20 protein-coding genes are annotated in these 22,023 nt (G+C 72.9%); 12 read left to right on the top strand and 8 right to left on the bottom strand.

Features of this window, described 5'->3' with window-relative positions; all coding sequences use genetic code 11:
• Positions 1 to 110: 110 nt before the first annotated feature.
• The 5 genes from ACGFQ9_RS07390 to ACGFQ9_RS07410 all read right to left on the bottom strand — a co-directional run bounded on the left by ACGFQ9_RS07390 (position 111) and on the right by ACGFQ9_RS07410 (position 5,724).
• Positions 111 to 1,103: a trypsin-like serine peptidase gene (locus ACGFQ9_RS07390; protein ID WP_393572136.1), complete on the bottom strand. Its 993-nt coding sequence runs from the start codon at positions 1,101 to 1,103 to the stop codon at positions 111 to 113.
• A gap of 277 nt (positions 1,104 to 1,380) precedes the next feature.
• On the bottom strand, positions 1,381 to 2,466 hold the full coding sequence (locus tag ACGFQ9_RS07395) for a YeiH family protein (RefSeq protein ID WP_393572138.1): 1,086 nt from the start codon (positions 2,464 to 2,466) through the stop codon (positions 1,381 to 1,383).
• Positions 2,466 to 3,017: a cysteine dioxygenase gene (locus ACGFQ9_RS07400; protein WP_393572140.1), complete on the bottom strand. Its 552-nt coding sequence runs from the start codon at positions 3,015 to 3,017 to the stop codon at positions 2,466 to 2,468. Before ACGFQ9_RS07400 ends, ACGFQ9_RS07395 begins: the two co-directional genes overlap by 1 nt.
• A gap of 160 nt (positions 3,018 to 3,177) precedes the next feature.
• On the bottom strand, positions 3,178 to 4,083 hold the full coding sequence (locus tag ACGFQ9_RS07405) for a LysR family transcriptional regulator (RefSeq protein WP_393572142.1): 906 nt from the start codon (positions 4,081 to 4,083) through the stop codon (positions 3,178 to 3,180).
• A 120-nt stretch (positions 4,084 to 4,203) separates the two neighbouring features.
• Positions 4,204 to 5,724 carry a S1C family serine protease gene (locus ACGFQ9_RS07410; protein WP_393572144.1) on the bottom strand — a complete coding sequence of 507 codons (1,521 nt, stop codon included), beginning with the start codon at positions 5,722 to 5,724 and terminating at the stop codon, positions 4,204 to 4,206.
• A 195-nt stretch (positions 5,725 to 5,919) separates the two neighbouring features.
• On the opposite strand from ACGFQ9_RS07410, the gene ACGFQ9_RS07415 reads away from it, so the two are divergent.
• From ACGFQ9_RS07415 to ACGFQ9_RS07425, 3 genes are all read left to right on the top strand, one after another.
• Positions 5,920 to 6,720, top strand: a complete 801-nt coding sequence (locus ACGFQ9_RS07415) for a glycerophosphodiester phosphodiesterase (RefSeq protein WP_393572145.1) — start codon at positions 5,920 to 5,922, stop codon at positions 6,718 to 6,720.
• Positions 6,721 to 6,805: 85 nt separating this feature from the next.
• A complete protein-coding gene (locus ACGFQ9_RS07420) occupies positions 6,806 to 7,420 on the top strand; it encodes an ATP-binding protein (protein ID WP_393572147.1) in 615 nt (204 codons plus the stop codon).
• Between the two features lie 179 nt (positions 7,421 to 7,599).
• The gene (locus ACGFQ9_RS07425; protein WP_393572149.1) at positions 7,600 to 8,577 is read left to right on the top strand and encodes a DUF5926 family protein; all 978 of its coding nucleotides are present in this window, start codon (positions 7,600 to 7,602) and stop codon (positions 8,575 to 8,577) included.
• A gap of 181 nt (positions 8,578 to 8,758) precedes the next feature.
• On the opposite strand, the gene ACGFQ9_RS07430 is transcribed toward ACGFQ9_RS07425, so the two are convergent.
• The gene (locus ACGFQ9_RS07430; protein WP_393572151.1) at positions 8,759 to 9,577 is read right to left on the bottom strand and encodes a hypothetical protein; all 819 of its coding nucleotides are present in this window, start codon (positions 9,575 to 9,577) and stop codon (positions 8,759 to 8,761) included.
• A 63-nt stretch (positions 9,578 to 9,640) separates the two neighbouring features.
• Positions 9,641 to 10,357 carry a bifunctional DNA primase/polymerase gene (locus ACGFQ9_RS07435; protein ID WP_393572153.1) on the bottom strand — a complete coding sequence of 239 codons (717 nt, stop codon included), beginning with the start codon at positions 10,355 to 10,357 and terminating at the stop codon, positions 9,641 to 9,643.
• Positions 10,358 to 10,849: 492 nt separating this feature from the next.
• Here ACGFQ9_RS07435 and ACGFQ9_RS07440 point away from each other — a divergent pair, with 492 nt between their 5' ends.
• A complete protein-coding gene (locus ACGFQ9_RS07440) occupies positions 10,850 to 12,268 on the top strand; it encodes a PP2C family protein-serine/threonine phosphatase (RefSeq protein WP_393572155.1) in 1,419 nt (472 codons plus the stop codon).
• A 203-nt stretch (positions 12,269 to 12,471) separates the two neighbouring features.
• Positions 12,472 to 13,935 (top strand): aminopeptidase P family protein, encoded by a 1,464-nt coding sequence (locus ACGFQ9_RS07445; RefSeq protein ID WP_393572157.1) that lies wholly within the window; start codon positions 12,472 to 12,474, stop codon positions 13,933 to 13,935.
• Positions 13,936 to 14,096: 161 nt separating this feature from the next.
• Here ACGFQ9_RS07445 and ACGFQ9_RS07450 read toward each other — a convergent pair whose 3' ends face one another.
• On the bottom strand, positions 14,097 to 14,573 hold the full coding sequence (locus ACGFQ9_RS07450; protein ID WP_393572159.1) for an ATP-binding protein: 477 nt from the start codon (positions 14,571 to 14,573) through the stop codon (positions 14,097 to 14,099).
• 144 nt (positions 14,574 to 14,717) lie between these two features.
• Between ACGFQ9_RS07450 and ACGFQ9_RS07455 the strand changes: the two genes are divergently transcribed.
• The 7 genes from ACGFQ9_RS07455 (at position 14,718) to pheA (ending at position 21,926) form a co-directional block, all read left to right on the top strand.
• Positions 14,718 to 15,566 carry a hypothetical protein gene (locus ACGFQ9_RS07455; RefSeq protein ID WP_393572161.1) on the top strand — a complete coding sequence of 283 codons (849 nt, stop codon included), beginning with the start codon at positions 14,718 to 14,720 and terminating at the stop codon, positions 15,564 to 15,566.
• Positions 15,567 to 15,685: 119 nt separating this feature from the next.
• On the top strand, positions 15,686 to 16,423 hold the full coding sequence (locus ACGFQ9_RS07460) for a YcnI family protein (RefSeq protein WP_393572163.1): 738 nt from the start codon (positions 15,686 to 15,688) through the stop codon (positions 16,421 to 16,423).
• A gap of 53 nt (positions 16,424 to 16,476) precedes the next feature.
• Complete coding sequence (locus ACGFQ9_RS07465) at positions 16,477 to 17,127, top strand: SCO family protein (RefSeq protein ID WP_393572165.1); 651 nt, start codon at positions 16,477 to 16,479, stop codon at positions 17,125 to 17,127.
• Positions 17,124 to 17,612 carry a copper chaperone PCu(A)C gene (locus ACGFQ9_RS07470; RefSeq protein ID WP_393572167.1) on the top strand — a complete coding sequence of 163 codons (489 nt, stop codon included), beginning with the start codon at positions 17,124 to 17,126 and terminating at the stop codon, positions 17,610 to 17,612. The genes ACGFQ9_RS07465 and ACGFQ9_RS07470 overlap by 4 nt, the downstream gene beginning before the upstream one ends.
• A gap of 22 nt (positions 17,613 to 17,634) precedes the next feature.
• On the top strand, positions 17,635 to 19,656 hold the full coding sequence (locus ACGFQ9_RS07475; RefSeq protein ID WP_393572169.1) for a copper resistance protein CopC: 2,022 nt from the start codon (positions 17,635 to 17,637) through the stop codon (positions 19,654 to 19,656).
• 5 nt (positions 19,657 to 19,661) lie between these two features.
• Positions 19,662 to 20,948, top strand: a complete 1,287-nt coding sequence (efeB, locus tag ACGFQ9_RS07480; RefSeq protein ID WP_393572171.1) for an iron uptake transporter deferrochelatase/peroxidase subunit — start codon at positions 19,662 to 19,664, stop codon at positions 20,946 to 20,948.
• A gap of 42 nt (positions 20,949 to 20,990) precedes the next feature.
• On the top strand, positions 20,991 to 21,926 hold the full coding sequence (gene pheA / locus ACGFQ9_RS07485) for a prephenate dehydratase (RefSeq protein ID WP_393572173.1): 936 nt from the start codon (positions 20,991 to 20,993) through the stop codon (positions 21,924 to 21,926).
• Positions 21,927 to 22,023: the final 97 nt, after the last annotated feature.

A 22,023-nucleotide genomic window follows, 5' to 3' on the forward strand; every position in this document is an offset into this window, starting at 1 on the left:
CGGCCGGCATCGCCGCCGTCGTGGCCGGCCGGCCCGACCGCTTCACCGCTGGTCGGACCGGCCGGGGTGCGGAGCGGCCGGTACGGCCGGCCGGGGTGCGGGGCTGCGGGTCAGGCGGTCTGCGCCTTGTCGTAGGCCGCCTTCGCCTCGGGGCCGAAGTACGGCCCGTACATCCGGTTCGGCAGGAAGGTGTAGCCGAAGCTGTTCACCGAGACCTGGGTGCCCAGGCCGGTGGTCTCGTTGAAGTCCTGGAACCAGGGGCCGCCGCTGGAGCCGCCCGTCATGTTGCAGGACAGGCTGTGGTCCTTGGTGAGCAGGAAGTCCTTGCCGCTGTTGCCGCTGCAGTAGACCAGCTTGCTGCCGTCGTACGGCGAGGCCGCCGGGAAGCCGAAGGCGTACATCCGCTTGTTGTAGCCGCCGTTGAAGAGGAGCCCCTGGGCGCCGACCACCTGGCTGAGCCTCATGCCGTTCTGCGGGGCCACGACGGCGAGGCCCACGTCGTTGTTCATGTCCTCGTTCGCCGCCCACTGATCGGTGGCGAAGGTCTTGGTCGCCGGCCACTGGCCGTAGGGCGCGTTGCCGTTGTCGTACGCCGGCACGAAGACCCAGTCGGTGTGCCAGGAGCCCTGGTACTTCACGCAGTGCCCGGCCGTGATGACGGTGCTGCCGTTGGCGCTGGTGATCGAGTCGCCGGAGCAGGAGGCGGTACGGCCCTGGAAGGTGAAGAACACCCGGCCCGAGGTCTTCACCACCGCGCCGCCGCCCGTCCACGCGCCGCCGGCCTGCGGGAACGCCATCGGCGAGACGCCGGCCGCGGAGGGGGCGGTCAGGGAGGGGGCGGTCGGGGCGATGGTCACCGGCTCGGCCGCCCGCCATGGCGGCTTCTTCATGTCGGCCCCGGGCCCGCGCCGGGCGGCGGCCGGGTCCACGTCCAGCGGGGTGGCGCCGCGCATGCGCTCGGCGGTCCAGAAGCCCTCGGTGTGCCGGGGGGTGAAGGACGCGGGGGCGGGGGCGGCCGCGGAGGGGGTGGCGGCGGACAGGGCACCGGCGATCAGGGCGCCCGCCGCCGGGAGGACGCAGGCGGCTTTGCGGTGTCGATTCACGCAGGACTCCTTCTGCCACGCCGGAACCGGTCACGGGTCCGGGCAGGGTGGGGGACGAAGTGCTGTCGGTGCGGATCGGCTTGCCGGGGCAGAGTGGCACGACACTCACATGCTTGTCATGCACCCGCCAGGATGTTCGGTCGGTTCAGGCCAGGACGGGCCCCAGAGGCCGGTGCGCCGACACGCGGCGGGCCGGCGGGCCGACACACGGCCGGCCGACACCCTTCCCGGCGTCCCGGCGCCCCGGCGTCCCGGCGTGCCTCCGCCCCCGCCGCCGTCATACGGTGAGCAGCACGCCCGCGTACGACGCCCCGGCCACGACCACCCAGGCCCCCAGCCCCAGCAGCGCGGCCCGCCCGCCCGTACGGGCCAGCGTCGGCAGGTGCACGGCGCTCCCCAGCCCGAACAGTGCCGCCGCCAGCAGCGCTTCCTGGGCCGTACGTGACCACTCCAGGGCCGCCCCGGGCACCAGACCGGTGGCCCGCAGGACCGCCGCCGCCAGGAACCCCGCCACGAACAGCGGTACCGGCGCAGGCCTGCGCCCCGAGGCCGTCCGCGTCCCGCGCCGCCGGGCCCGCAGGGCCAGGGCCACCGCCGCCACCAGCGGGGCGAGCAGCGCCACCCGCATCAGCTTGACCAGGACCGCCTCGCCGAGCGCCGCGGGTCCGGCGGTCTGGGCCGTCGCCACCACCTGGCCGACATCGTGCACGCTCGCCCCCGCCCAGCGGCCGAAGGCCGGGTCCGACAGGCCCAGGGGGCCCTGCAGCAGCGGGAGAACGGCGATAGCGAGGGTTCCGCACAGGGTCACCAGGGCCACCGAGGCCGCCACGTCCTCCTCGTCGCTCCCGGACACCTCGCTGACCGCTCCGATCGCCGAGGCCCCGCAGATCGAATAGCCGGTCGCGATCAGCAGGGGCTGGTCCCCGCGCAGGCCGAGCCGCCGCCCCAGCCAGAGGGTGCCCAGGAAGGTTGCGGCCACCACGCCGACGACCATGGCCACCGTCGCCCAGCCCAGCCGCAGCACTTCACCCAGGCCCAGGCCGAGCCCCAGCAGCACGATGCCGATCCGCATCAGCCGCCGCCCGGCCAGCGAGAGCCCCGGGCGCGCGGCGCCCCGTACGACCGTCCGCACCCCGGGGAGGTGGGCCACCGCGATGCCCAGCACCACCGAGGCGGTCAGCATCGGCACCGCGGGGAGGAGCCGGTGGACGCCCCAGGCCAGCAGCGCGCCGCAGGCGGCCATCGCCAACCCCGGCCAGGGAGTGCGTGTTTCACCGGGGGACACCCCGGCGCCGCCAGGGGGAGAAGCACGGCGAACGGCCGCGTTCCGCCCGCTGTTCCGCGGCCTGTTGAGGAGGGCCATCACTCTGCGGGGAGCCGGTACACGCGACGGATACTGGTGCCCAGCCGGGACACGTCCGCACCGTAGACGTGGATCGATATCGCCTTGGCCGTACAGGAGTTGCGCACCCGGTGGATGTCACCGGGCGGGGCGAATCCGCACACCTCACCCGGTCCGTTGACCACGTCCTCGGTCGGCACCAGCCGGGCGGCGCCGCCCGGCGAGGCGGCGAGCCGGTAGCGCCGTTCGCTCTCCTCGCCCTCGTGCACCCCTGCCACGCACCAGGAGACGTGGTCGTGGATGCAGGTCTCCTGCCCGGGCAGCCAGACCAGCGCCACCACGGAGAAGGACCCGTCCGGCTCGGCGTGCAGGACGTGCTGCCGGTAGTGCTCCGGATCGCCCTCCTGCTGCGCCGGGGCGAGGAGGTCGCTCGCGCCCAGGTGCGGGGCGAGCAGCTCGCCGACCAGGTAGGCGGTGAGGTCGGGGGCGAGGCCCCGGTCGACGACGGTACGGATCTCACGGACGAGGGCGGCCATCCTCGCGGTGGTGCGGGCCGGCAGGGTCGTGGTCATGACCGCAGCGTCCGCCTGGCGATCCATCACGTCCAACGACAGTTCCGACCCGAAATCCCAAGCTCGGGTTATGGGTTGGGGAATCACTCCCGGCCGTCCGGAACGTCCGGGATGATCCGGGACGATCCGGGGGGACGGTGCTCGGGCCCCGGTGGCGCGATCAGCAGCCGACCCGGTTCGCCGCCACCCGCCGGAGCTTGTCCAGCACCACGGAGGTGGCGGGTATCCGCAGATGGTCACGGTAGACGTAGGCGGAGATGTGGCGGCGGGCCGCGGGCTGGAGGGCGCGTCCGCAGACCCGGCTCAGCGCCAGCGAGGGCAGGACGAGGGCCGGCATCATCGCCACGCCCAGCCCCTGGGCCACCAGGCTCTGCGCCACCAGGTTGTCGTCGGTGGCGAACCGGATGTCCGGGACGAACCCCAGCTCCGCGCACTCGTGCAGCAGGTTGGCCCGGCAGCGCGGACAGCCCGCGATCCACCGCTCTCCGGCGAGGTCCGCCAGGTTCACCGCGCGGCGGCGCGCCAGCGGATGGCCGTTGGGCAGCAGCACGGTCAGCTGGTCCTCCATCAGCCTGACCTCGGCGACTTCCTCCGGGACGGCCTCGTGCAGTCCGGGATAGGTGAACGCGAGGGTGATGTCGCACTCTCCGCGCCGCAGCCGGTGCAGGGACTCCGGCGGCTCCCCCTCCAGCAGTTCGACCTGCACGCCCGGGTGGTCCTTGGCCAGTTCGCTGAGCGCCTCGGGGACCAGGGCGACGTTGGCGCTGGGGAACCCGCAGAGCCGGACCCGTCCGGTGCGCAGCCGGGCGTACGCCGACATCTGCTGCTGGGCCTCGGACAGGCAGCCGAGGATCGACTCGGCGTGCCGGGCCAGGGACTCGCCGGCCTCGGTGAGCTGCATCCTGCGGCCGACCCGGGTGAACAACGGGGTGCCGACGGCCCGTTCGAGCGCCTTCATCTGCTGGGTGATCGCGGGCTGGGTGTACCCCAGGACCCGTGCCGCCGCCGAGTAGGACCCGGAGACGACCACTTCGTGGAATGTCCGTATGTGCCGCGAATCGAACACCTCTGAAGCATAAGCGGATGTTGGGAGGGGCCGTAGGCACAATCGCGCCTACGGCCCCTTGCGGATCGGCCAGTGCCCCGGATCGGCCAGTGCCCCGGGGCGGCCCGGCCGACCGGATCGCTAGTCGCCGATCCGCGAACCCAGGGTGATGTCCACCGTGTTCGGCTTGCCGTCCCGCAGGTAGGTCAGCTTCAGGGTCTCGCCCGGCTTGTGCGTCCAGATCTCGCTGATCAGCGTCCGGCCGCTGTCGATCGGCTTGCCGCCGAACTCGGTGATCACGTCGCCCGGCTTCAGGCCGGCCTTGTCGGCGGGACCCCCGGACTTGACCAGCTCGCCGGGGGAGCCGCCCGACTCGGAGATCTTGGCTCCCTCGATCTTGGACTGGAGATCGACCTGGACCTCGATCACCGGGTACACCGGCTTGCCCGTCTTGATCAGCTGGTCGGCGACCCTCTTCGCCTGGTTGATCGGGATGGCGAAGCCGAGGCCGATCGATCCGGCCTGGCCGCCGCCGAAGCCGCCGTTGCCCGCGGACTGGATCGCCGAGTTGATGCCGATCACGGCGCCCCGGCTGTCCAGCAGCGGGCCGCCCGAGTTTCCGGGGTTGATCGAGGCGTCGGTCTGCAGCGCGCTCATGTAGGAGTTCGACTTGCTGCTGCCGTCGCCGGATGCCACCGGGCGGTGCTTGGCGCTGACGATGCCGGTCGTGACGGTGTTCGACAGGCCGAAGGGCGCGCCGATCGCGATCGTCGGGTCGCCGACGGCCACCCGGTCGGAGTCGCCGAGGGGAAGCGGGGCCAGGCCGGACGGCGGGGCCTTCAGCTTGAGCACGGCCACGTCGTAGCCCTGGGCCCGGCCCACGACCTCGGCCTCGTACTTCTTGCCGTTGGAGAACGTCGCGGAGAGCTTCCCGCCGTCGGCGGCGGAGGCCACCACGTGGTTGTTGGTGAGGATGTGGCCCTGCTGGTCGTAGACGAAGCCGGTGCCGGTGCCGCCCTCGCCGTCGCCCGCCTGGGCCTGGATGGTGACCACGCTGGGCAGTGCGTGCGCGGCGAGGCCCGCCACGGACCCGGGGTCGCGCTTGAGGTCCTTCGGGGTGTTCCCGGCCGACACGGTGGTGGAGCCGGACGCGGTGTCCCCGCGCTCGGCCGCCCAGTAGCCGATGCCGCCGCCGACCCCGCCGGCGAGCAGAGCCGCCACCAGCACGGCCGCGATCAGGCCGCCACGGCCCTTGCGCTTGCCCTGGCCCGGCGCCATGCCGTCGAAGGGCGGCGGGGTTCCCCAGCCGCCGTGGCCGCTCCCGCCCTGCATGCCGTACGCCGGAACGGCCGGCGGGGGCGGCGGCCAGCCGGCCGCCCCGTGCGCCGCCGGGGCGGCCGCGGGCCCGGCCGGGCCCGGCGGAACCTGTCCGGCGGGCTGCGGCACGGGCGCGCCGTACGCCGGGGCGGGGGCCATGGCGGGGGCAGGGGCCGCGGCGGCGGCAGGGGCCGCGGCGGGGGCCGGGGCGGGCTCGCCCTCGGCCGGCCGTGCGGCCTGGGGCACGCTGTCACGCACGGGCACGGGAGCGGCCACCGGCACAGGGGGTGCGGACGGGGCAGCGGGGGGCGTCGGGGCCGCGGTGCCCTCGTTCTCGGTGCTCACAGCGCTCTCTCTCCTCGTCGCAGACGGCTTCGCTGATATCGAGTGTCCACGGATATCGGTCCGACTGAACGTTCGACCACCCGTACAAGTTCCTGGGCAAAGCCTTTCCCATGGACTGTCAGAGCACTGTAAGCCGGACCTGTGCGTCCCCGCCCGGCCCGGCACGCTGGCCCTCCCGGGTGGCACCATGACCCGGTGACCCACGCAACGTCGCGTCCCATCCAGGTCGTCGCCCACCGAGGTGCCTCGGAGGACGCCCCCGAGCACACCCTGGCCGCCTACCGGAAGGCGATCGAGGACGGCGCGGACGCGCTCGAATGCGATGTACGGCTGACCGCGGACGGCCATCTCGTGCTGGTTCACGACCGGCGGGTGAACCGGACCTCCAACGGACGCGGTGCGGTCTCCGCCCTGGAGCTGGCCGATCTCGCGGCGCTGGACTTCGGGTCCTGGAAGGGCCGCGAGGAGTCGCCCGACTGGGACACCGACCCCGAGCGCACCTCCGTGCTCACCCTGGAGCGGCTGCTGGAACTGATCGCGGACGCCGGCCGCCCGGTGGAGCTCGCCGTCGAGACGAAACATCCGACCCGCTGGGCCGGACAGGTGGAGGAGCGCCTGCTGTTCCTGCTCAAGCGGTTCGGACTGGACGCCCCGCCGGCCGACGGCCCGCACCCCGTCCGGGTGATGAGCTTCTCCGCCCGGTCGCTGCACCGGGTGCGCGCGGCCGCGCCCACGGTGCCCACCGTCTACCTGATGCAGTTCATCTCCCCGCGGATGCGGGACGGGCGGCTGCCCGCCGGGGTGCGGATCGCCGGCCCCGGGATCCGGATCGTCCGGAACCACCCCGCGTTCATCCGGCGCCTGCAGGCCGCCGGGCACGCCGTGCACGTATGGACCGTGAACGAGCCGGAAGACGTTCAGCTCTGCGCTGATCTGGGTGTGGAAGCGATCATCACCAATCGGCCACGACAGGTCCTGTCCCAACTCGGACGCTGACATACCTTTTGCCCCACCTGTCACACACCCTCCGTTCGTCACAGGGTGTGCTCCGGCGCATCCGCTCCGTTCCCGGTGGTCATGAATGCGTCAGAGGGCGCCGGCCCGGCGGTTTCCGGTCCAGGCCATTGGGGCATCCAGACCATGGCGTGGGGCTAAGGAGGTTCCGGGGGTGGCGTTGGTGGTGGCACAGGAGGTGCCCACGTCGTCGTGCATGGCCGTACCCCATGGTCCTGCGGGCGTGGGAGAGGCGAGGCACCGGATGCGTGAGCAGTTGCGCATCAGCGGGGTGTCCGAATCGGTCGTGGACGACGCCGTACTGATCCTTTCCGAGCTGCTCAGCAATGCCTGCCGGCACGGCAGGCCACTGGGCACGACGGACATCGGGGACGGAGACATACGCGCCGGGTGGCGCGTGGACGGAGCGGGGCGGCTGACGGTCGAGGTGACGGACGGGGGCGGTCCCACCCGCCCGGTTCCGGCCACGCCTTCGGTCACCGCGCGCGGGGGCCGGGGGCTGAACATCATCAGCGCCCTCGCCCTGGACTGGGGTGTCCGCGACGGAGCCGCGGGCGAGGTCACCGTGTGGGTGATCGTCGCAGCCGGGCCCCGGCACGACGATTTCGCTACGCGCGTTGCGCCGCCCGCGATCGACTTCACGGCACCCTTCGACGATCTGGACCTCCCCGAGATCCCCTGATCCGGGTCCGTGACCGGTGATCCGGTCAGCGACCGACTCCGTGTCAGGACTCCGGGGGCGGCCGTTCCGGGAGCGCACGCCGACCGTGCTTCCGGCAAGGCCCCGGGTTCGGCGGTGCGGGCGGTTCGAGCGACTAGGCTCGCGCCGTCACGTACCGCCGCAACCGGGAGACACCGACCATGGCCAAGAAGCGCCCCGCAGCGACGACTGCTGCCAAGCCGCAGCTCAAGGACGGGGAGATCCCCGTGGTGGGTGCCCGCGAGCCCTGCCCCTGTGGCTCCGGGCGCCGCTACAAGGCCTGCCACGGCCGGGCCGCCGCGCACGTCGGCACCGAGCTGGTGCAGCGTCCGTTCGCCGGTCTGCCCGGCGAGTGCGACTGGGTGGCGCTGCGCGAACTGGTGCCCGCGGCCACGGTCGAACTCTCCCTCAAGGGCGGGCTGCCCGAGGGCGTCCCCTCGGTCACCCTGGCGACCGTACTGCCGATGGCCTGGCCGGCGCTGCGCCGGGAGGACGGCTCGGTCCTGCTCGGGCTCCAGAACGAGAGCTCCACCGGCGATCTCGCCCGGGACATGGCCGACACCCTGGAGCGCGCCCTGACCACCGAGCCGGGGAACCCGGTCCCGGCACGCAAGGTGCCCGCCGGAGGCCCGCGACTTCAGGATCTCCTGGACCTCGACGGCGTTTTCGAGCCGGAAGTACACACCGGGTTCGAATTCTGGATTCCGGATGCGGAGAGCGCCCAGAGCGCCTCCCCGGAGGTCGCCGCCTCCCTGGAACGCGCCAACGCGGCCGCCATCCCGACCGTCAAGCTGACCGGCGTCGACGCGGCCTACTGGTGCGAGACCCCCGACAAGAACCACCTGCGCTGGGTCATGCCGCACCCCGAGGAGAAGCTGCTCGACGCGCTGGCGCGGCTGCACGCCGCGGGCGAGTCCTCGCTGGGCGACGGCACCCGTCTGGTCGGCTCGTTCCGTGCGCACGGCCTGATGGTGCCGGTCTGGGACCTGCCCACCGGGGTCTCGGCCAAGGACGTCGAGAAGCCGGCGGCGGCCCTCGCCGAGCGGCTGGCGAAGGCCCTGGCCAACGACGCCCCGCTGACCGCGGAGGAGCGCCGGGCGCGCGGTGGGCTCACCAACCGCCAGGTCACCCTGAGTTGATGTCCGACCACCCGCAGGGTCGGTGACTGGGGTCACAACTCCCGCTAATCGCCTGCAAATCGGTGTCTGAATATCAGAGATCGAATTTGCGAACAGGCGATCTCTTGTTACCGTTCTTGTAGCCCGGTCGCTGGTGCATCCCCCGTCGCCAGCGACCGGGCCCTTGTATTTCTTGCGGGTTTCAACCATCCGCCGGTGCCGGGGAGTTGCTCCCCGAGCGCAGAAGCAGCGGCCCTTCATCATCCGGAACTGCAAATTCCGCTACTGCCGAGTACGCACCTGGCACTCCCGCCGACCGCTCACGCGGTGTCTCGCACAGCCCCGGCTCGTCCCCGGCCTCCACGCCGCAGTGGATCCGCACGGTCCGCCCGGCCGGCCCCATCAGCGTGAGGACGGCGTCCAGAGCGCGACCACTGGTGTTGCGGTAGTAGCTGCGCCCCCAGGTGTTCCCCTCGGCCGACAGGACACAGGTCTGCGCCTCCAGCCCTTCGGGTGAGGTGAGTTCGGGACCGCAGCGGGAGTCCGTACGGGACTGCCGGGCCGGCCCGGGGCCGGCCGCCGGCGGGACGCCCGCCGGGGATCCGGACGGGGCTGCCGCCGGGAAGCCGGACGGGGATCCGTCCCGGCCACCGGACGGATCCGGCCGCCCGCCGGCACCGCCGGCTGCGGCAGACCCGGCCTGACCGCCCGCGCCACCGGAGCCGCCGGAGTCGCGGGAGCCGCCGGAGTCGCCGGAGTCGCCCGGCCGACCCTCACCCGCACCCGTGGCGCGGCCCGCGTCCACCCGCCCGCCCGCGGCACCGTCCGGCCGGCCGGAGTCATCCGACCGGCCGGAATCATGCGACCGGCCGGAATCCTCCGCCAGCCCGAACGTGGTGAGCAGTCCGCCGCTCTTTCCGTCGCCCTGACCGCGGAAGTCCGGTCCCGCAATCGCGCCCGCGAGCGGCAGCGACAAGATGATCAGTACACCGGCGCCGATTCCGATCAGGCGGAGATTCATTCGGCGAAGATAGCGGCGCGGGAAAGGGCTGCGGAGATGCCCGCGCCCAATTCCCCTTGAAACTCACGCCGGTGGCACCCGTTCGAGGGATGCGGCCTCCACCAGCGCGTCCACGACCTGTGCCACGTCCGGCAGCCACGGCGGCCCGGCTTCCGGCAGCGGCGCCCGCTCCCAGCGCACCCGCCCGCCGGCGCCCGCTCCGGACGGCGGCAGCAGCAGGTAGCCGCCCTCACCGTGGAAACGCAGCGAAGAGGGCACCCGGTCCTGGGCGTAGAGCAGTTCACCGAGCCGTTCCAGGGAGTAGGGCGCGACCAGCAGCGACCAGCGGGCGGGCGTCGCCACCACCGGCCCCGGCCGCACCCCCAGTGCCTCCAGCCGGGCCAGCGCCAGGGCGCCCGCGCCCGCAGGCAGGCTCACCGCACAGGGCGCGCGCCCGCCGGTGGCCAGGATGACCGGCGCGCCCGGCCGGTTGGTCCACCACCAGCGCACCATGCGGGCGTCCGTGGTGGCGGCGAGCAGGCCGGGGTCGAAGGGGTGCGCTCCCGGCACCGGGCACTCCGGGTCGGGGCAGGCGCACCGCCGCTCGTCGGCGCCCGAGCGGCCCACTCCGGGCAGCACCGGCCATCGCCAGTCGGTGGCGCAGCGCAGCGCCCCCTCGAGCGGGTCGGGCGAGTCGTCCCCGTCACCGCCGCGGGCGCGGGGGCGGGAGCCGGCACGGAAACGCACGGACTGCAAGGAACTGCGGAGCCGCTGGAGACGCCTTCCGAGGATCTCGCGCATGTGCGCTCGTTCCTTTCCGTTGAACGCCGAGGGCCACATCACACCATGTATGCGGTGTTTCACCACATGTGCACGTTTCGCGTCACTGTCCTGCTTGAAGCAAGTTCACACGGTTCGTGCAGTTTTCTTACGGGTCCATGAAACGTCCGGCGGGGGTGGAACGCACCCGCACCGGATCGGGCCCGGCTCCGGCCGGCACTCCCGCCGGCCCGCCGCCAACTCGATCCGGCCACCACGGACTAGGTACCCGAAGTCACTTCCACGCCCGTCCAGTCGACCTCAAAAAGGGCTCCCGTCCGGCCATTTCCGGCCAAGTTCAAGCCTTGGCCGGACGTGGAGTTGTCGCCCCACAGACACCAGGATTCCCAGCTTGACAATGCTGGACATCGATCCACCTGGGCGTGTAGATGTGGACCATTGATGGCGGCGCAGATTGATCTGGGGGTTTGCAATGCCTTATGGCGAATCGCACCAGGTGGAAAGGCGGACGCCATGAGCGCCTCGCATCTGCCGAAAGTGGCCGGAATCGATCCGGCAGTCGCGGCTTCCCCCCACACTGCCGCCCCCGCGTCCGCGCGCACGCCCCCCACACCGCCCGCTCCGCCCGCGCCGAGCTCGGTCATCCAGGACCGGCTGGCCGGCATGGTCTCGGACCTCACCACCCTCCACGACCTCACCGAACGCCTCGCCCGCACCTCCGGTCTCGACGCCGCCCTCAGGGAACTCCTGCGCGCCGGCGCCTCGCTGGTCGGCGCCCGCCGCGGCCTGGTGGTCCTGGAGCCCGCCGACGGCCTCGGCCCGGTCCACACCGTCGGCCTCGGCCTCGGCCACGCCGAGCTCGGGCACATCGAGACCGTGCCGCGCAGCGCCACCTCCTACGGCCGCATCCTCGACGGCCTCCCGGACGCCCAGGGCGGCTCCGAGGTGCTCCCCGAGCCCGATGCCGCCACCGGATCCGGTGGCTACGCGGTCCCCGTCGACCCGCGCCACCGCGAGGTCGCCGCGCGTCTGGGCTTCGCCGCCAGCTACGCGCTGCCGCTGACCGCCGAGGCCACGGGCCGGCTGGGCGCGGCGGTCTGGCTCTACGACGAACCGGCCGAGCCGAACGACCGGCAGCGCGACCTGGCCGGCCTGTACCTCCGGCACGGCGCCGAGCACCTGGCCCGCATGCTGGAGGTCGAGCGGACCCGCGTCCGGCTCGCCACCATCTCCGAGGAACTGCTGCCCAGCCGGCTGCCCCGGGTGCCCGGCGTGCAGCTGGCCGCCCGGCACCGTACGGGCCCGGCCGGGGGCGGCGACTGGTACGACGCCCTGCCACTGCCGGAAGGCGCCCTCGGCCTGGCCGTCGGCTCGGTCACCGGCTCCGGTCCGAGCGCCGTCGCCGCGATGGGCCGGCTCCGCGCGTCCCTGCGCGCGTACGCCGTGATGGAGGGCGAGGATCCGGTCGCCGTCCTGTCCGACCTGGAGCTGCTGCTCCGGCTCACCGAGCCGGCCCGTGCGGCGACCGCGCTCTTCGCTTACTGCGAGCCCGCCCGGAGGAAGATCGTCCTGGCCGGGGCGGGGCACACCCCGCCGCTGCTGATCGGCGACCGCCGCACCGAGTACGTGGAGACCTCGCTCTCCGCCCCTCTGGGGATGCTCGCCTGCTGGGAGGCGCCGAGCGTGGAGATCGAGCCCGCTGCCGGAGAAACGGTGCTTCTCTACACCGACGGGCTGCTCCGGCGCACCGGCGACCCGATGGACCGGGCCTACGCGCGGCTGCACGCGGCGGCGGCGAACGTGCCGCGGTCGCTCCGCGAGGACCCGGACGCCCTCTGCGAGCACGTGCTGCGGACGGTGCTGCCGGGGGACGTCCCGTCCACCGCCGACGAGGACGAGGACGTCGTACTGCTGGCCGCCCGTTTCGAGTGAGCCGCCTCTCGGCGGGCCGGCTGCCGCCCGGCCCGCCGTTCGCTGCGCTTCGCTGCCGTTCAGCCGGCAAGACAACCGGATGCCCGATTTGAGAGGCATTGCCTGATTCGTCACAGCATGGTCGGCTGCTTGCCCCTCGCACATACGATGGAAGAGGTTCCTACCCGGTCCCATGACGTAGCGGTCGTAGCTGAGGAGAAGACGTGGCTGACGAGCTCACCCCGGAGACCCCGGAAGAAGAGCAGCCCAAGAAGACGCACAAGCAGCGCAAGAACGGCCTCTACCCGGGCGTCAGCGACGAACTCGCGGAGAACATGCGCTCCGGCTGGGCCGACACCGAGCTCCACGGACTGGCACCCATCGCCCAGGCCGAGCAGACCGCCGCCCGCCGCGCCGCGCTCTCCGCCCGTTTCCCCGGCGATCGCCTGGTCGTCGCGGCCGGCCGGCTGAAGACCCGCTCGAACGACACCGAGTACCCCTTCCGCGCCTCGACCGAGTACGCGTACCTCACCGGCGACCAGACCGAGAACGGCGTCCTGGTGCTGGAGCCCACCACCGGGGGCCACACCTCGACGGTCTACCTGCTGCCGCGCTCCGACCGCGAGAACGGCGAGTTCTGGCTGTCCGGCCAGGGCGAGCTGTGGGTCGGCCGACGCCACTCGCTGGCCGAGGCCGAGCAGCTGCTCGGCATCCCCGCCAAGGACGTCCGCAAGCTCCCCGAGGAGCTCGCCGAGGCCACCGGCCCGGTGCGCAACGTCCGCGGCCACGACTCCGTCATCGAGACCGCCCTGACCGACAAGGTCACCAAGGAGCTCGACGAGGAGCTGCGCGTCTACCTCTCCGAGGCCCGCGCCGTGAAGGACGGGTTCGAGATCGGCGAGCTGCAGAAGGCCGTGGACTCCACCGTGCGCGGCTTCGAGGACGTGGTGAAGGTCCTCGACAAGGCGGAGGCCACCTCCGAGCGCTACATCGAGGGCACCTTCTTCCTGCGCGCCCGCGTCGAGGGCAACGACGTCGGCTACGGCACCATCGCCGCCGCCGGCCCGCACGCCTGCACCCTGCACTGGGTCCGCAACGACGGCCCGGTCCGCTCCGGCGACCTGCTGCTGCTCGACGCCGGCGTGGAGACCCACACCCTCTACACCGCCGACGTGACCCGCACCCTGCCGGTCAACGGCCGGTTCAGCGAGATCCAGCGCAAGATCTACGACGCGGTGTACGAGTCCCAGGAGGCGGGCATCGCGGCGGTCAGGCCGGGGGCGAAGTTCCGCGACTTCCACGACGCCTCCCAGCACGTCCTCGCCGAGAAGCTGGTCGAGTGGGGCCTTCTGGAGGGCCCGGTCGAGCGTGTCCTGGAGCTGGGCCTGCAGCGCCGCTGGACCCTCCACGGCACCGGCCACATGCTCGGCATGGACGTCCACGACTGCGCCGCCGCGCGGACCGAGGCGTACGTGGACGGCACCCTGGAGCCCGGCATGTGCCTCACGGTCGAGCCCGGCCTCTACTTCCAGGCCGACGACCTGACCGTGCCCGAGGAGTACCGCGGCATCGGCGTCCGGATCGAGGACGACATCCTCGTCACCGAGGAGGGCAACCGGAACCTGTCGGCCGCCCTGCCGCGGCGGTCCGACGAGGTCGAGTCCTGGATGGCCGGCCTGAAGGGCTGACCCGCCGGCGCCCGCGAGCGCCGGGCGAACCTGGCGCACCTGGCGCACTTGACGCGCGAACAGAACCGATGACCGCCGAGGGGCGGTGTCCCTACCGGGCACCGCCCCTCGGCGCGTCCCGGCCTGCCCGCGGCCTGCCCGCGGCCCGCCCCGGGGCGCGGTCACGAGAGGTGCAGCAGTGCCCCGTCGCGGAACTTGAGCATCTTGTCGAAGCTGACCACCGCACCCCGGCCCGGCCGGTTCCGGAACCGCACGTGGTCGGCGAGCTCCTCGATCAGGCAGAGACCCCGCCCGCTCTCCCGGAACACCGGCCCGGGCCACGCCGGTCTGCAGGGGCCGACGGCGTGCGGCGGGAAGCCCGGCCCCGAGTCGGTCACCTCGATCCGGCACCGGTCCCCGTCCAGATAGGCGGTGACGCGGTACGCGCCGCACTCGGCGGAGCGTCCGTCCGGTCCGTCCGCCCCGGCCCGGCCACCGTGTTCCACCGCGTTCGCGCACGCCTCGCTCAGCGCCAGAGAGAGATCGAAGGAGATGTCCGGATCCACCCCCGCGGTCTCCATCGCCCCGAGCAGCAGCCGCCGTGCGAGCGGCACGCTCGCGGCCTCGCGCCTCAAGTGGAGAGACCACCAGATGCTCATACCCGTACCTATTGCCGCGAGGGCCGCCCGGTAAGCCCCCAGCGTCCGGCAGAGCCCTCTTTCGGCCCAGACGGCGACAGGACTCGGACTCCCCCGGCACCTGGCTGGGGAACCGCCGGGACGCAGTGCGAAAATGGCCCGGCCATGACTGCCCCCCAGACGGCACGGGCCGGAGCCTCGATCCGGCTGACCCGGGCCGCGGTGTTCACCGCGGTCTGTGTCGTGCTGTCCGCGTCCGGGCACGCCCTGGCCTCCTGCGCCACCGTGCCCTGGTGGGCGATCGGCGCCGGATTCCTGCTCGTGTTCGTCTTCGCCGCACCGCTCGCCGGACGCCGCCGCTCACTGCCCGGGATCTCCGCCGCGCTGGCCGGCGGACAGCTCGGCCTGCACGCCCTGTTCGGCCTCGGCCAGCACGACGCCGCGACGGCGTCGGCCGGGGCCGCGAAAGCCGTGGCCGGGGCGGCCGGCCCCGCGTCCGACGAATCCCTGGCGGCCCTCGCCGCCCGGCTGGTCTGCGGCGGCAACTCGGTACCCCTGAGTCCCGCCGAGGCCCGGCAGGTCCTCGAGGCGGCGGGCATCGCCCCCGACGCCCAGGCCGCGGCCGCCGGCCAGGCCGCACACGCCGCCCACGCCCACGCCGTGCAGGCGGCGCAGGCCGCGGCCGAACCCGCGACCGCCCTGTTCAGCCTGCCCATGCTGCTCGGCCACCTGCTGGCCGCGCTGGTGGCGGGCTGGCTGCTCGGGCGGGGTGACGCCGCACTGTTCCGGCTGGCCGAGCTGGGCCGGCGGTCCACCGAAGCCGGTCCGGTACGGGCACTGCGCGCCGCGCTGGGCTTCGTACGGGCCCTCGGCGGCGGACTCCGAGGCACGGACCCGGTGCCCCGGCGGACCCGGCGCGCGACTCCGGACCGGGCACCGTGCCCGGGCCGGGAGGCACTCCAGCACACGGTGATCAGGCGCGGGCCGCCGGCGGCGTACGCCCTCGCTGCCTGACGCGGCACCCTCCTGACCCCTCCCCTCGGGACCGAGTGGGGATGCAGTGGCTGCCGCGTACTCCGCGCGCGCCCGCGCCCGGAGCCACCGTCACCACCGCGACAAGTGGAGTCCCTGCCATGAACATCACTCGTGCCTGCTCCCGTACCGCCTTCGCCGCCGCGGTCACCGCCGGCTCCTTCCTCGTCCTCTCCGGGACCGCCTTCGCGCACGTCAGCGTGCAGCCGGCCGGGGAGGCCGCCCAGGGCGGCTACGCGACCGTCAACTTCAAGGTGCCGAACGAGCGCGACAACGCCTCGACCAACAAGGTGGAGGTCAGCTTCCCGGCCGACCACCCGCTGTCCTCCGCCATGCCGCAGGACGTCCCGGGCTGGGTCTCCAGCGTCGAGAAGACCAAGCTCGACAAGCCCCTCGAGGTCCACGGCAAGCAGATCACCGAGGTCGTCAGCAAGATCACCTGGACCGGCGGCAAGATCGAACCCGGCAAGTTCCAGCAGTTCCCCGTCTCCATCGGCAAGCTCCCGGAGAACACGGACGAGCTCGTCTTCAAGGCGATCCAGACGTACGACAACAACGAGGTCGTGCGCTGGATCGAGGAGTCGAAGGAAGGCGCCGAGGAGCCCCAGAACCCGGCCCCGGTCCTCAAGCTGACCCCGGCCAAGGGCGACGACCACCACGGCGGCGACGCGAAGTCCGGGCAGCACGACGCCAAGGCCGACGGCGACCACGGCAAGGACAAGGCCTCGGCCGGCTCCGGTACCGACACCACCGCGCGGGCCCTGGGCATCGCCGGCATCGTCCTCGGCCTCGGCGGGGTCGCGTTCGGCGTCGCCTCGCGGCGCCGCACCTCCTCCTGACCCCCGGGTCCGGCCAGAATTTCCTCCATCCCCGATCAGAGGGACACCTCTCCATGCGCACCACACGTGTGACGGCCGCCGCCCTGGCGCTGGCGGCCGCACTCACCCTGTCCGCCTGCGGTGACGGCGGATCCGGCGGCTCGTCCGTCGCCGAGGTCAACGCACCGGCCAAGACCAAGGCGGGCACGGTCCTCGACCGGCCCTTCCAGAAGCCGGACCTGGTCCTCACCGACACCACCGGCAAGCCCTGGAGCCTGCGGGAGCAGACCAAGGGCAAGCCCACGCTGATCTACTTCGGGTACACCAACTGCCCGGACGTCTGCCCGCTCACCATGAGCAACATCGCGGTCGCCAGGAAGGCGCTGCCCAAGGCCGACCAGGACGACCTCCGGGTCGTCTTCGTCACCACCGACCCCGAGCGGGACACCCCCGAATCCCTGGGCAAGTGGCTCAAGGCCCAGGACCCGTCCTTCGTCGGCCTGACCGGCGACTTCAAGACCATCCAGGCCGGCGCCCTCAAGCTGGGCATCGGCATCGAGGCGGCGAAGAAGGAGGCCGACGGCAGCGTCGTCTCCATGCACGGCGCACAGGTCATCGCGTTCTCCCCCAAGACCGACGAGGGTTACGTCCTCTACGGGGAGAACACGAGCGTCGACGACTACACCAAGGACCTGCCGAAGATCGCCAAGGGAGAGAACCCGTGAACGCCCGCACCACCCGCACCCTCGCCGCCGCCCTCTCCCTGACGGCCGCCCTCGCCATATCCGGCTGCTCCTCCGACTCCGGCTCGGACGGCGCGAAGTCCGGGAAGCCCGAGATCAAGGTCAGCGGTGCCTTCATGCCGGAACCCGTCAATGACCAGATGGCCGGCGGGTTCATGGTCATCGAGAACGGCTCCGGGACGGCGGACAAGCTGACGGGCGTCACCAGCCCGCTCTCCGACGACGTCCAGATCCACGAGACCAAGAACCAGAAGATGCAGCAGGTCCCGTCCATGGGCGTGCCCGCGAAGGGCCGGCTGAAGCTGGAACGCGGCGGGAACCACGTCATGTTCATGGGTCTGAAGAACAAGCCGAAGGTCGGCGACAAGGTCACCGTCGAGCTCCGGTTCGAGAACGCCGACCCGGTCAAGGTCGAACTCGACGTGAAGGAACGGACGCACAACCCGCAGAGCAACGAATCCCACTGACGGACCGAGGGACTGACACGCCATGACGGCCACCGCCCCATCCCTGGCCCGCACCTCCACCGCGGCACTTCTGCCGCGGCTCGTGCTGGTCCTCGCAGCTCTGCTGGCAGCGCTGTTCACCGCGGCCGCCCCGGCCACGGCACACGCCGCACTCACCGCGAGCGACCCCAAGGACGGGTCGGTGGTCGCCACGGCTCCCGCCCAGGTGACCCTCTCCTTCTCGGAGCAGGTCGCGATGGGTGACGACTCCATCCGCGTCATGGACCCCCAGGGCAGGCGCGTCGACACCAACGAACTCCGCGACATGTGCAGCGGATCCGTCGTCCGGTACGGCGTCGGCCTGCACAGCGGACTTCCCAACGGCACCTACACCGTGGCCTGGCAGGCGGTCTCCGCCGACAGCCACCCCATTTCCGGTGCCTTCACCTTCTCCGTCGGCGCCCCGTCCGCGACCAGCGTCACCCTGCCCACCCGGCAGGCGGGCGGAGGTCCGGTCGGCACCGCCTACGACATCGCCCGGTACATCGCCTACGCGGGCTTCGCCGTAGTGGTGGGCGCCGCCGCCTTCATCCTGCTGTGCCGGCCGCGCGGGGCCGGGGAGCGGCCGCTGCAGAAGCTGGTCGTCCGCGGCTGGGTGGCACTCACCGCGGCCACCCTCGCCATGCTGGTGCTGCGCACCCCCTACACGGGCAGCGGGAAGTTCGCCGATGTCTTCGACCTCGCCGGGCTCAGGGCCGTACTGGACACCAAGACCGGCGCCTCGCTGGTCTCCCGGCTGCTCCTGCTGGGTGCCGCGGCGCTGTTCATCGCCGTGCTGTTCGGCAGCTACGCCCGCCGGCGCGGTGAGCACGACGGCGTCGAGGCCGATCCGGAGGACACCGCCGACCTGACCTTCGGGCTCTCCGTGGGCGGGGCGGTCATCGCCGGAGGCATCGCCGCGACCTGGGCCCTCTCCGAGCACGCCTCCACCGGCGTCCAGACCGGCATCGCCATGCCGGTGGACATCCTCCACCTGCTGGCCGTCGCCGTCTGGCTCGGCGGACTGACCGCCCTGCTGGTCAGCCTGCACACCGTGCCCGGCATCGAGCGGGCGGCCGTACAGCGCTTCTCCCGGACCGCCTTCATCAGCGTGCTCGTCCTGACCGCCACCGGGCTGTACCAGTCCTGGCGGCAGGTCGGCAGCTGGTCCGCGCTCACCGGCACCGAGTACGGGCGGATCCTGCTCGTCAAGATCGGGCTGGTCGTGGTGCTGGTCGGGATCGCCTCCCTGTCCCGGAAGTGGACCGCCCGGCTCGCCGAGACCGGCGATGTTTCACCGGGGGTACCCCCGGCGGCAGCCGGGGGAGAAACAGCGGCCGAGACGACGACGGCAACATCGACAGCGACGGTGAAGGTGGCGGTGACCGGGGCCGGGACCGGCTCCGACGCGGAGCCCGCCGGGGGCGAGCCGGTCACCGTCCCCGCGGACCCCGAGCGCGCCGCCCAGCTCGCCCGGCAGCAGGCCGCGCGGGCCAAGGCCGACCGGCAGCGGCAGCGCGACGCCGACCCCGACCGGGCCGGACTGCGCCGGTCCGTGCTCGCCGAGGCCGCGGTGGCCGTGGTGCTGCTCGCCGTCACCACCCTGCTCACCAGCACCGAGCCCGGCCGCACGGCCGAGCAGGAGACCGGTCGCGGCGGCCCGGTGAGCACCGCCGTCCCCGACCGCCCGGTCAAGATCAGCCTGCCGTTCGACACCGGCGGCCCGAACGGCAAGGGCACCGCGCGCTTCGAGCTCGACCCGGGCCGGACCGGGGCCAACACCCTCCACCTCTGGGTCGAAGGCGCCGACGGCAAGCCGCTGGACGCCCCCGAGGTGAAGGTGTCCTTCACCCTCCCGGCCAAGGACATCGGACCGCTGCCGGTCGCCCCCGACCGCCTCGCCCCCGGACACTGGACCGCCCAGGGCGTCCAGCTCCCGCTCCCCGGCGAGTGGCGCATCGACGTGGCCGTGCGCACCTCCGACATCGACCAGACGACCGTCCAGAAGAACGTCAAGATCGGCTGACCAGCGTGACCGAGAGCAACACCGACACCGACATCGAAATCTCCCGCAGGCGGCTGCTGGGCACCGTGGGGGCGGCCGGCGCCGCCGGCCTCGCCCTGGGCGGCACCGCCGGCGCCCTGGCCCACTCCGCACTGGCCGACGGCCCCGGCGGCGCCGGCGCGGCCGGCTCCCCGGGCACACTGGCCTCGCTGGGCAGCACCTCGGTCGCCTTCCACGGCTCCCGCCAGGCGGGCATCACCACCCCGATGCAGTCCAAGGGCCACCTCCTGGCCTTCGACCTGGCTCCCGGGGCCGGCCGCAAGGAGGCGGCGGCCCTGCTCCGCCGCTGGTCCGAGACCGCCCGCCGGCTGATGGCCGGCGAGCCCGCTCCGAACGCCGACACGGGCATCGCCCTGGACGCGGGGCCCTGCTCCCTGACCGTCACCTTCGGGTTCGGCCACTCCTTCTTCGACCGCACCGGGCTCGCCGACCGCAGGCCGGCCGCGCTCGACCCGCTGCCCGACTTCTCCGCCGACCGGCTCGACCCCCGCCGCAGCAACGGCGACCTGTGGGTCCAGATCGGCGCGAACGACGGGCTCGTCGCCTTCCACGCGCTGCGCTCGCTGCAGAAGGACGCGGGGGACGCCGCCCGGGTCCGGTGGCAGATGAACGGCTTCAACCGGTCGCCGGGGGCCACCGGCAGCCCGATGACGGCCCGCAACCTGATGGGCCAGGTGGACGGCACCGGCAACCCGAAGCCCGCCGAGCCCGACTTCGACAAGCGGATCTTCGTGCCCGAAGCGGGACCCGGCCCGGCCGGGCACGCCTGGATGGCCGGTGGCTCGTACGCCGTGGTACGCCGCATCCGGATGCTGCTCGACGACTGGGAGAAGCAGCCCCCGGCGGAGCAGGAACGCGTCATCGGCCGCCGGAAGGCCGACGGGGCCCCGCTCACGGGCGGCACCGAGACCACCGAGCTCGATCTGGACCGGAGGGCTGCCGACGGCAAGCCGGTGATCCCGTCCAACGCGCACTCCCGGATCTCCGCCCCCGAACAGAACGGCGGGGCGGCCATGCTCCGGCGCCCGTTCTCGTACCACGACGGGATCGGCCCGGACGGCGCCCCGGACGCCGGACTGCTCTTCGTCTGCTGGCAGGCCGACCCGCTGCGGGGCTTCGTGCCGGTCCAGCGCAAGCTGGACCGGGGCGACGCGCTGTCCGCGTTCATCGTGCACGAGGCGAGCGGCCTGTACGCGGTCCCCGGTGGCCCGGGCCCCGGGGAGTACGTCGGGCAGCGCCTGCTCGAAGGGTGAACGCCTCCCCGGCGGGCGGCCCCCCGGCATTAGGCTGATCGCATGTCGGCCACTCGCTTCACCTATCTCGGTCCCGAGGGCACCTTCACCGAAGCCGCCCTGCGCACCCTGCCGGAAGCCGCCACCCGGGAGCTCGTGCCCATGGTGTCGGTACCGGCCGCCCTGGACGCCGTACGCAACGGGGAGGCCGCGGCGGCGCTGGTACCGATCGAGAACTCGGTGGAGGGCGGGGTCACCGCGACCCTGGACGAGCTGGCCTCCGGCGAACCTCTGATGATCTACCGCGAGGTGCTGCTGCCGATCGCGTTCGCGCTGCTGGTGCGGCCCGGCACCAAGCTGTCGGACGTCAAGACGGTCACCGGGCACCCGGTGGCGCAGCCGCAGGTGCGGAACTGGCTGCGGGCCAACCTCCCGGACGCCGTGTGGGAGTCGGCCGCGTCCAACGCGGACGGCGCGCGACTGGTCCAGGAGGGCCGGTACGACGCGGCCTTCGCGGGGGAGTTCGCCGCGGCCACCTACGGGCTGGAAGCGCTGGTCACCGAGATCCACGACGCGCAGAACGCCGAGACCCGGTTCGTGCTGGTCGGGCGGCCTGCCCGTCCGTCGGCGCCGACCGGCGCGGACAAGACCTCGGTGGTGCTGTGGATGCACGACGACCACCCGGGCGCGCTGCTGGAGCTCCTCCAGGAGTTCGCGGTCCGCGGGGTGAACCTGATGCTGATCCAGTCCCGGCCGACCGGCGAGGGCATCGGGAACTACTGCTTCGCGGTGGACGCCGAGGGCCACGTCTCCGACCGCCGGATGGGCGAGGCGCTGATGGGGCTGAAGCGGACCTGCCCGCAGATCCGCTTCCTGGGGTCCTACCCCCGGGCCGGTGTCGCGCAGAGTGACGTGAGCACGGCACGGCCGGGAACCGCCGATTCGGACTTCACCGCGGCCTCGGACTGGCTGACCCGCTGCCTCGACGGCCGCCCGTAGTTGTCCACCGGGTTATCCACAGAGTTATCCACAGGCACCTGGGGAGACCTGTGGACTAGTCGACAGTTGGGGGCGGCAAGGTCGACAAATCGGTCTG

This window comes from Streptomyces sp. NPDC048603 (assembly GCF_043199475.1).
GTDB lineage: Bacteria > Actinomycetota > Actinomycetes > Streptomycetales > Streptomycetaceae > Streptomyces.

What these genes read in the sequence shown, in the direction of transcription:
- ACGFQ9_RS07395 (WP_393572138.1), bottom strand. Translation starts at nt 2,466, where the DNA reads ATGGCCCTCCTCAACAGGCCGCGGAACAGCGGGCGGAACGCGGCCGTT.
- ACGFQ9_RS07400 (WP_393572140.1), bottom strand. Translation starts at nt 3,017, where the DNA reads ATGACCACGACCCTGCCGGCCCGCACCACCGCGAGGATGGCCGCCCTC.
- ACGFQ9_RS07420 (WP_393572147.1), top strand. Translation starts at nt 6,806, where the DNA reads ATGCGTCAGAGGGCGCCGGCCCGGCGGTTTCCGGTCCAGGCCATTGGG.
- ACGFQ9_RS07425 (WP_393572149.1), top strand. Translation starts at nt 7,600, where the DNA reads ATGGCCAAGAAGCGCCCCGCAGCGACGACTGCTGCCAAGCCGCAGCTC.
- ACGFQ9_RS07430 (WP_393572151.1), bottom strand. Translation starts at nt 9,577, where the DNA reads ATGAATCTCCGCCTGATCGGAATCGGCGCCGGTGTACTGATCATCTTG.
- ACGFQ9_RS07435 (WP_393572153.1), bottom strand. Translation starts at nt 10,357, where the DNA reads ATGCGCGAGATCCTCGGAAGGCGTCTCCAGCGGCTCCGCAGTTCCTTG.
- ACGFQ9_RS07440 (WP_393572155.1), top strand. Translation starts at nt 10,850, where the DNA reads ATGAGCGCCTCGCATCTGCCGAAAGTGGCCGGAATCGATCCGGCAGTC.
- ACGFQ9_RS07450 (WP_393572159.1), bottom strand. Translation starts at nt 14,573, where the DNA reads ATGAGCATCTGGTGGTCTCTCCACTTGAGGCGCGAGGCCGCGAGCGTG.
- ACGFQ9_RS07455 (WP_393572161.1), top strand. Translation starts at nt 14,718, where the DNA reads ATGACTGCCCCCCAGACGGCACGGGCCGGAGCCTCGATCCGGCTGACC.
- ACGFQ9_RS07460 (WP_393572163.1), top strand. Translation starts at nt 15,686, where the DNA reads ATGAACATCACTCGTGCCTGCTCCCGTACCGCCTTCGCCGCCGCGGTC.
- ACGFQ9_RS07465 (WP_393572165.1), top strand. Translation starts at nt 16,477, where the DNA reads ATGCGCACCACACGTGTGACGGCCGCCGCCCTGGCGCTGGCGGCCGCA.
- ACGFQ9_RS07475 (WP_393572169.1), top strand. Translation starts at nt 17,635, where the DNA reads ATGACGGCCACCGCCCCATCCCTGGCCCGCACCTCCACCGCGGCACTT.
- pheA (WP_393572173.1), top strand. Translation starts at nt 20,991, where the DNA reads ATGTCGGCCACTCGCTTCACCTATCTCGGTCCCGAGGGCACCTTCACC.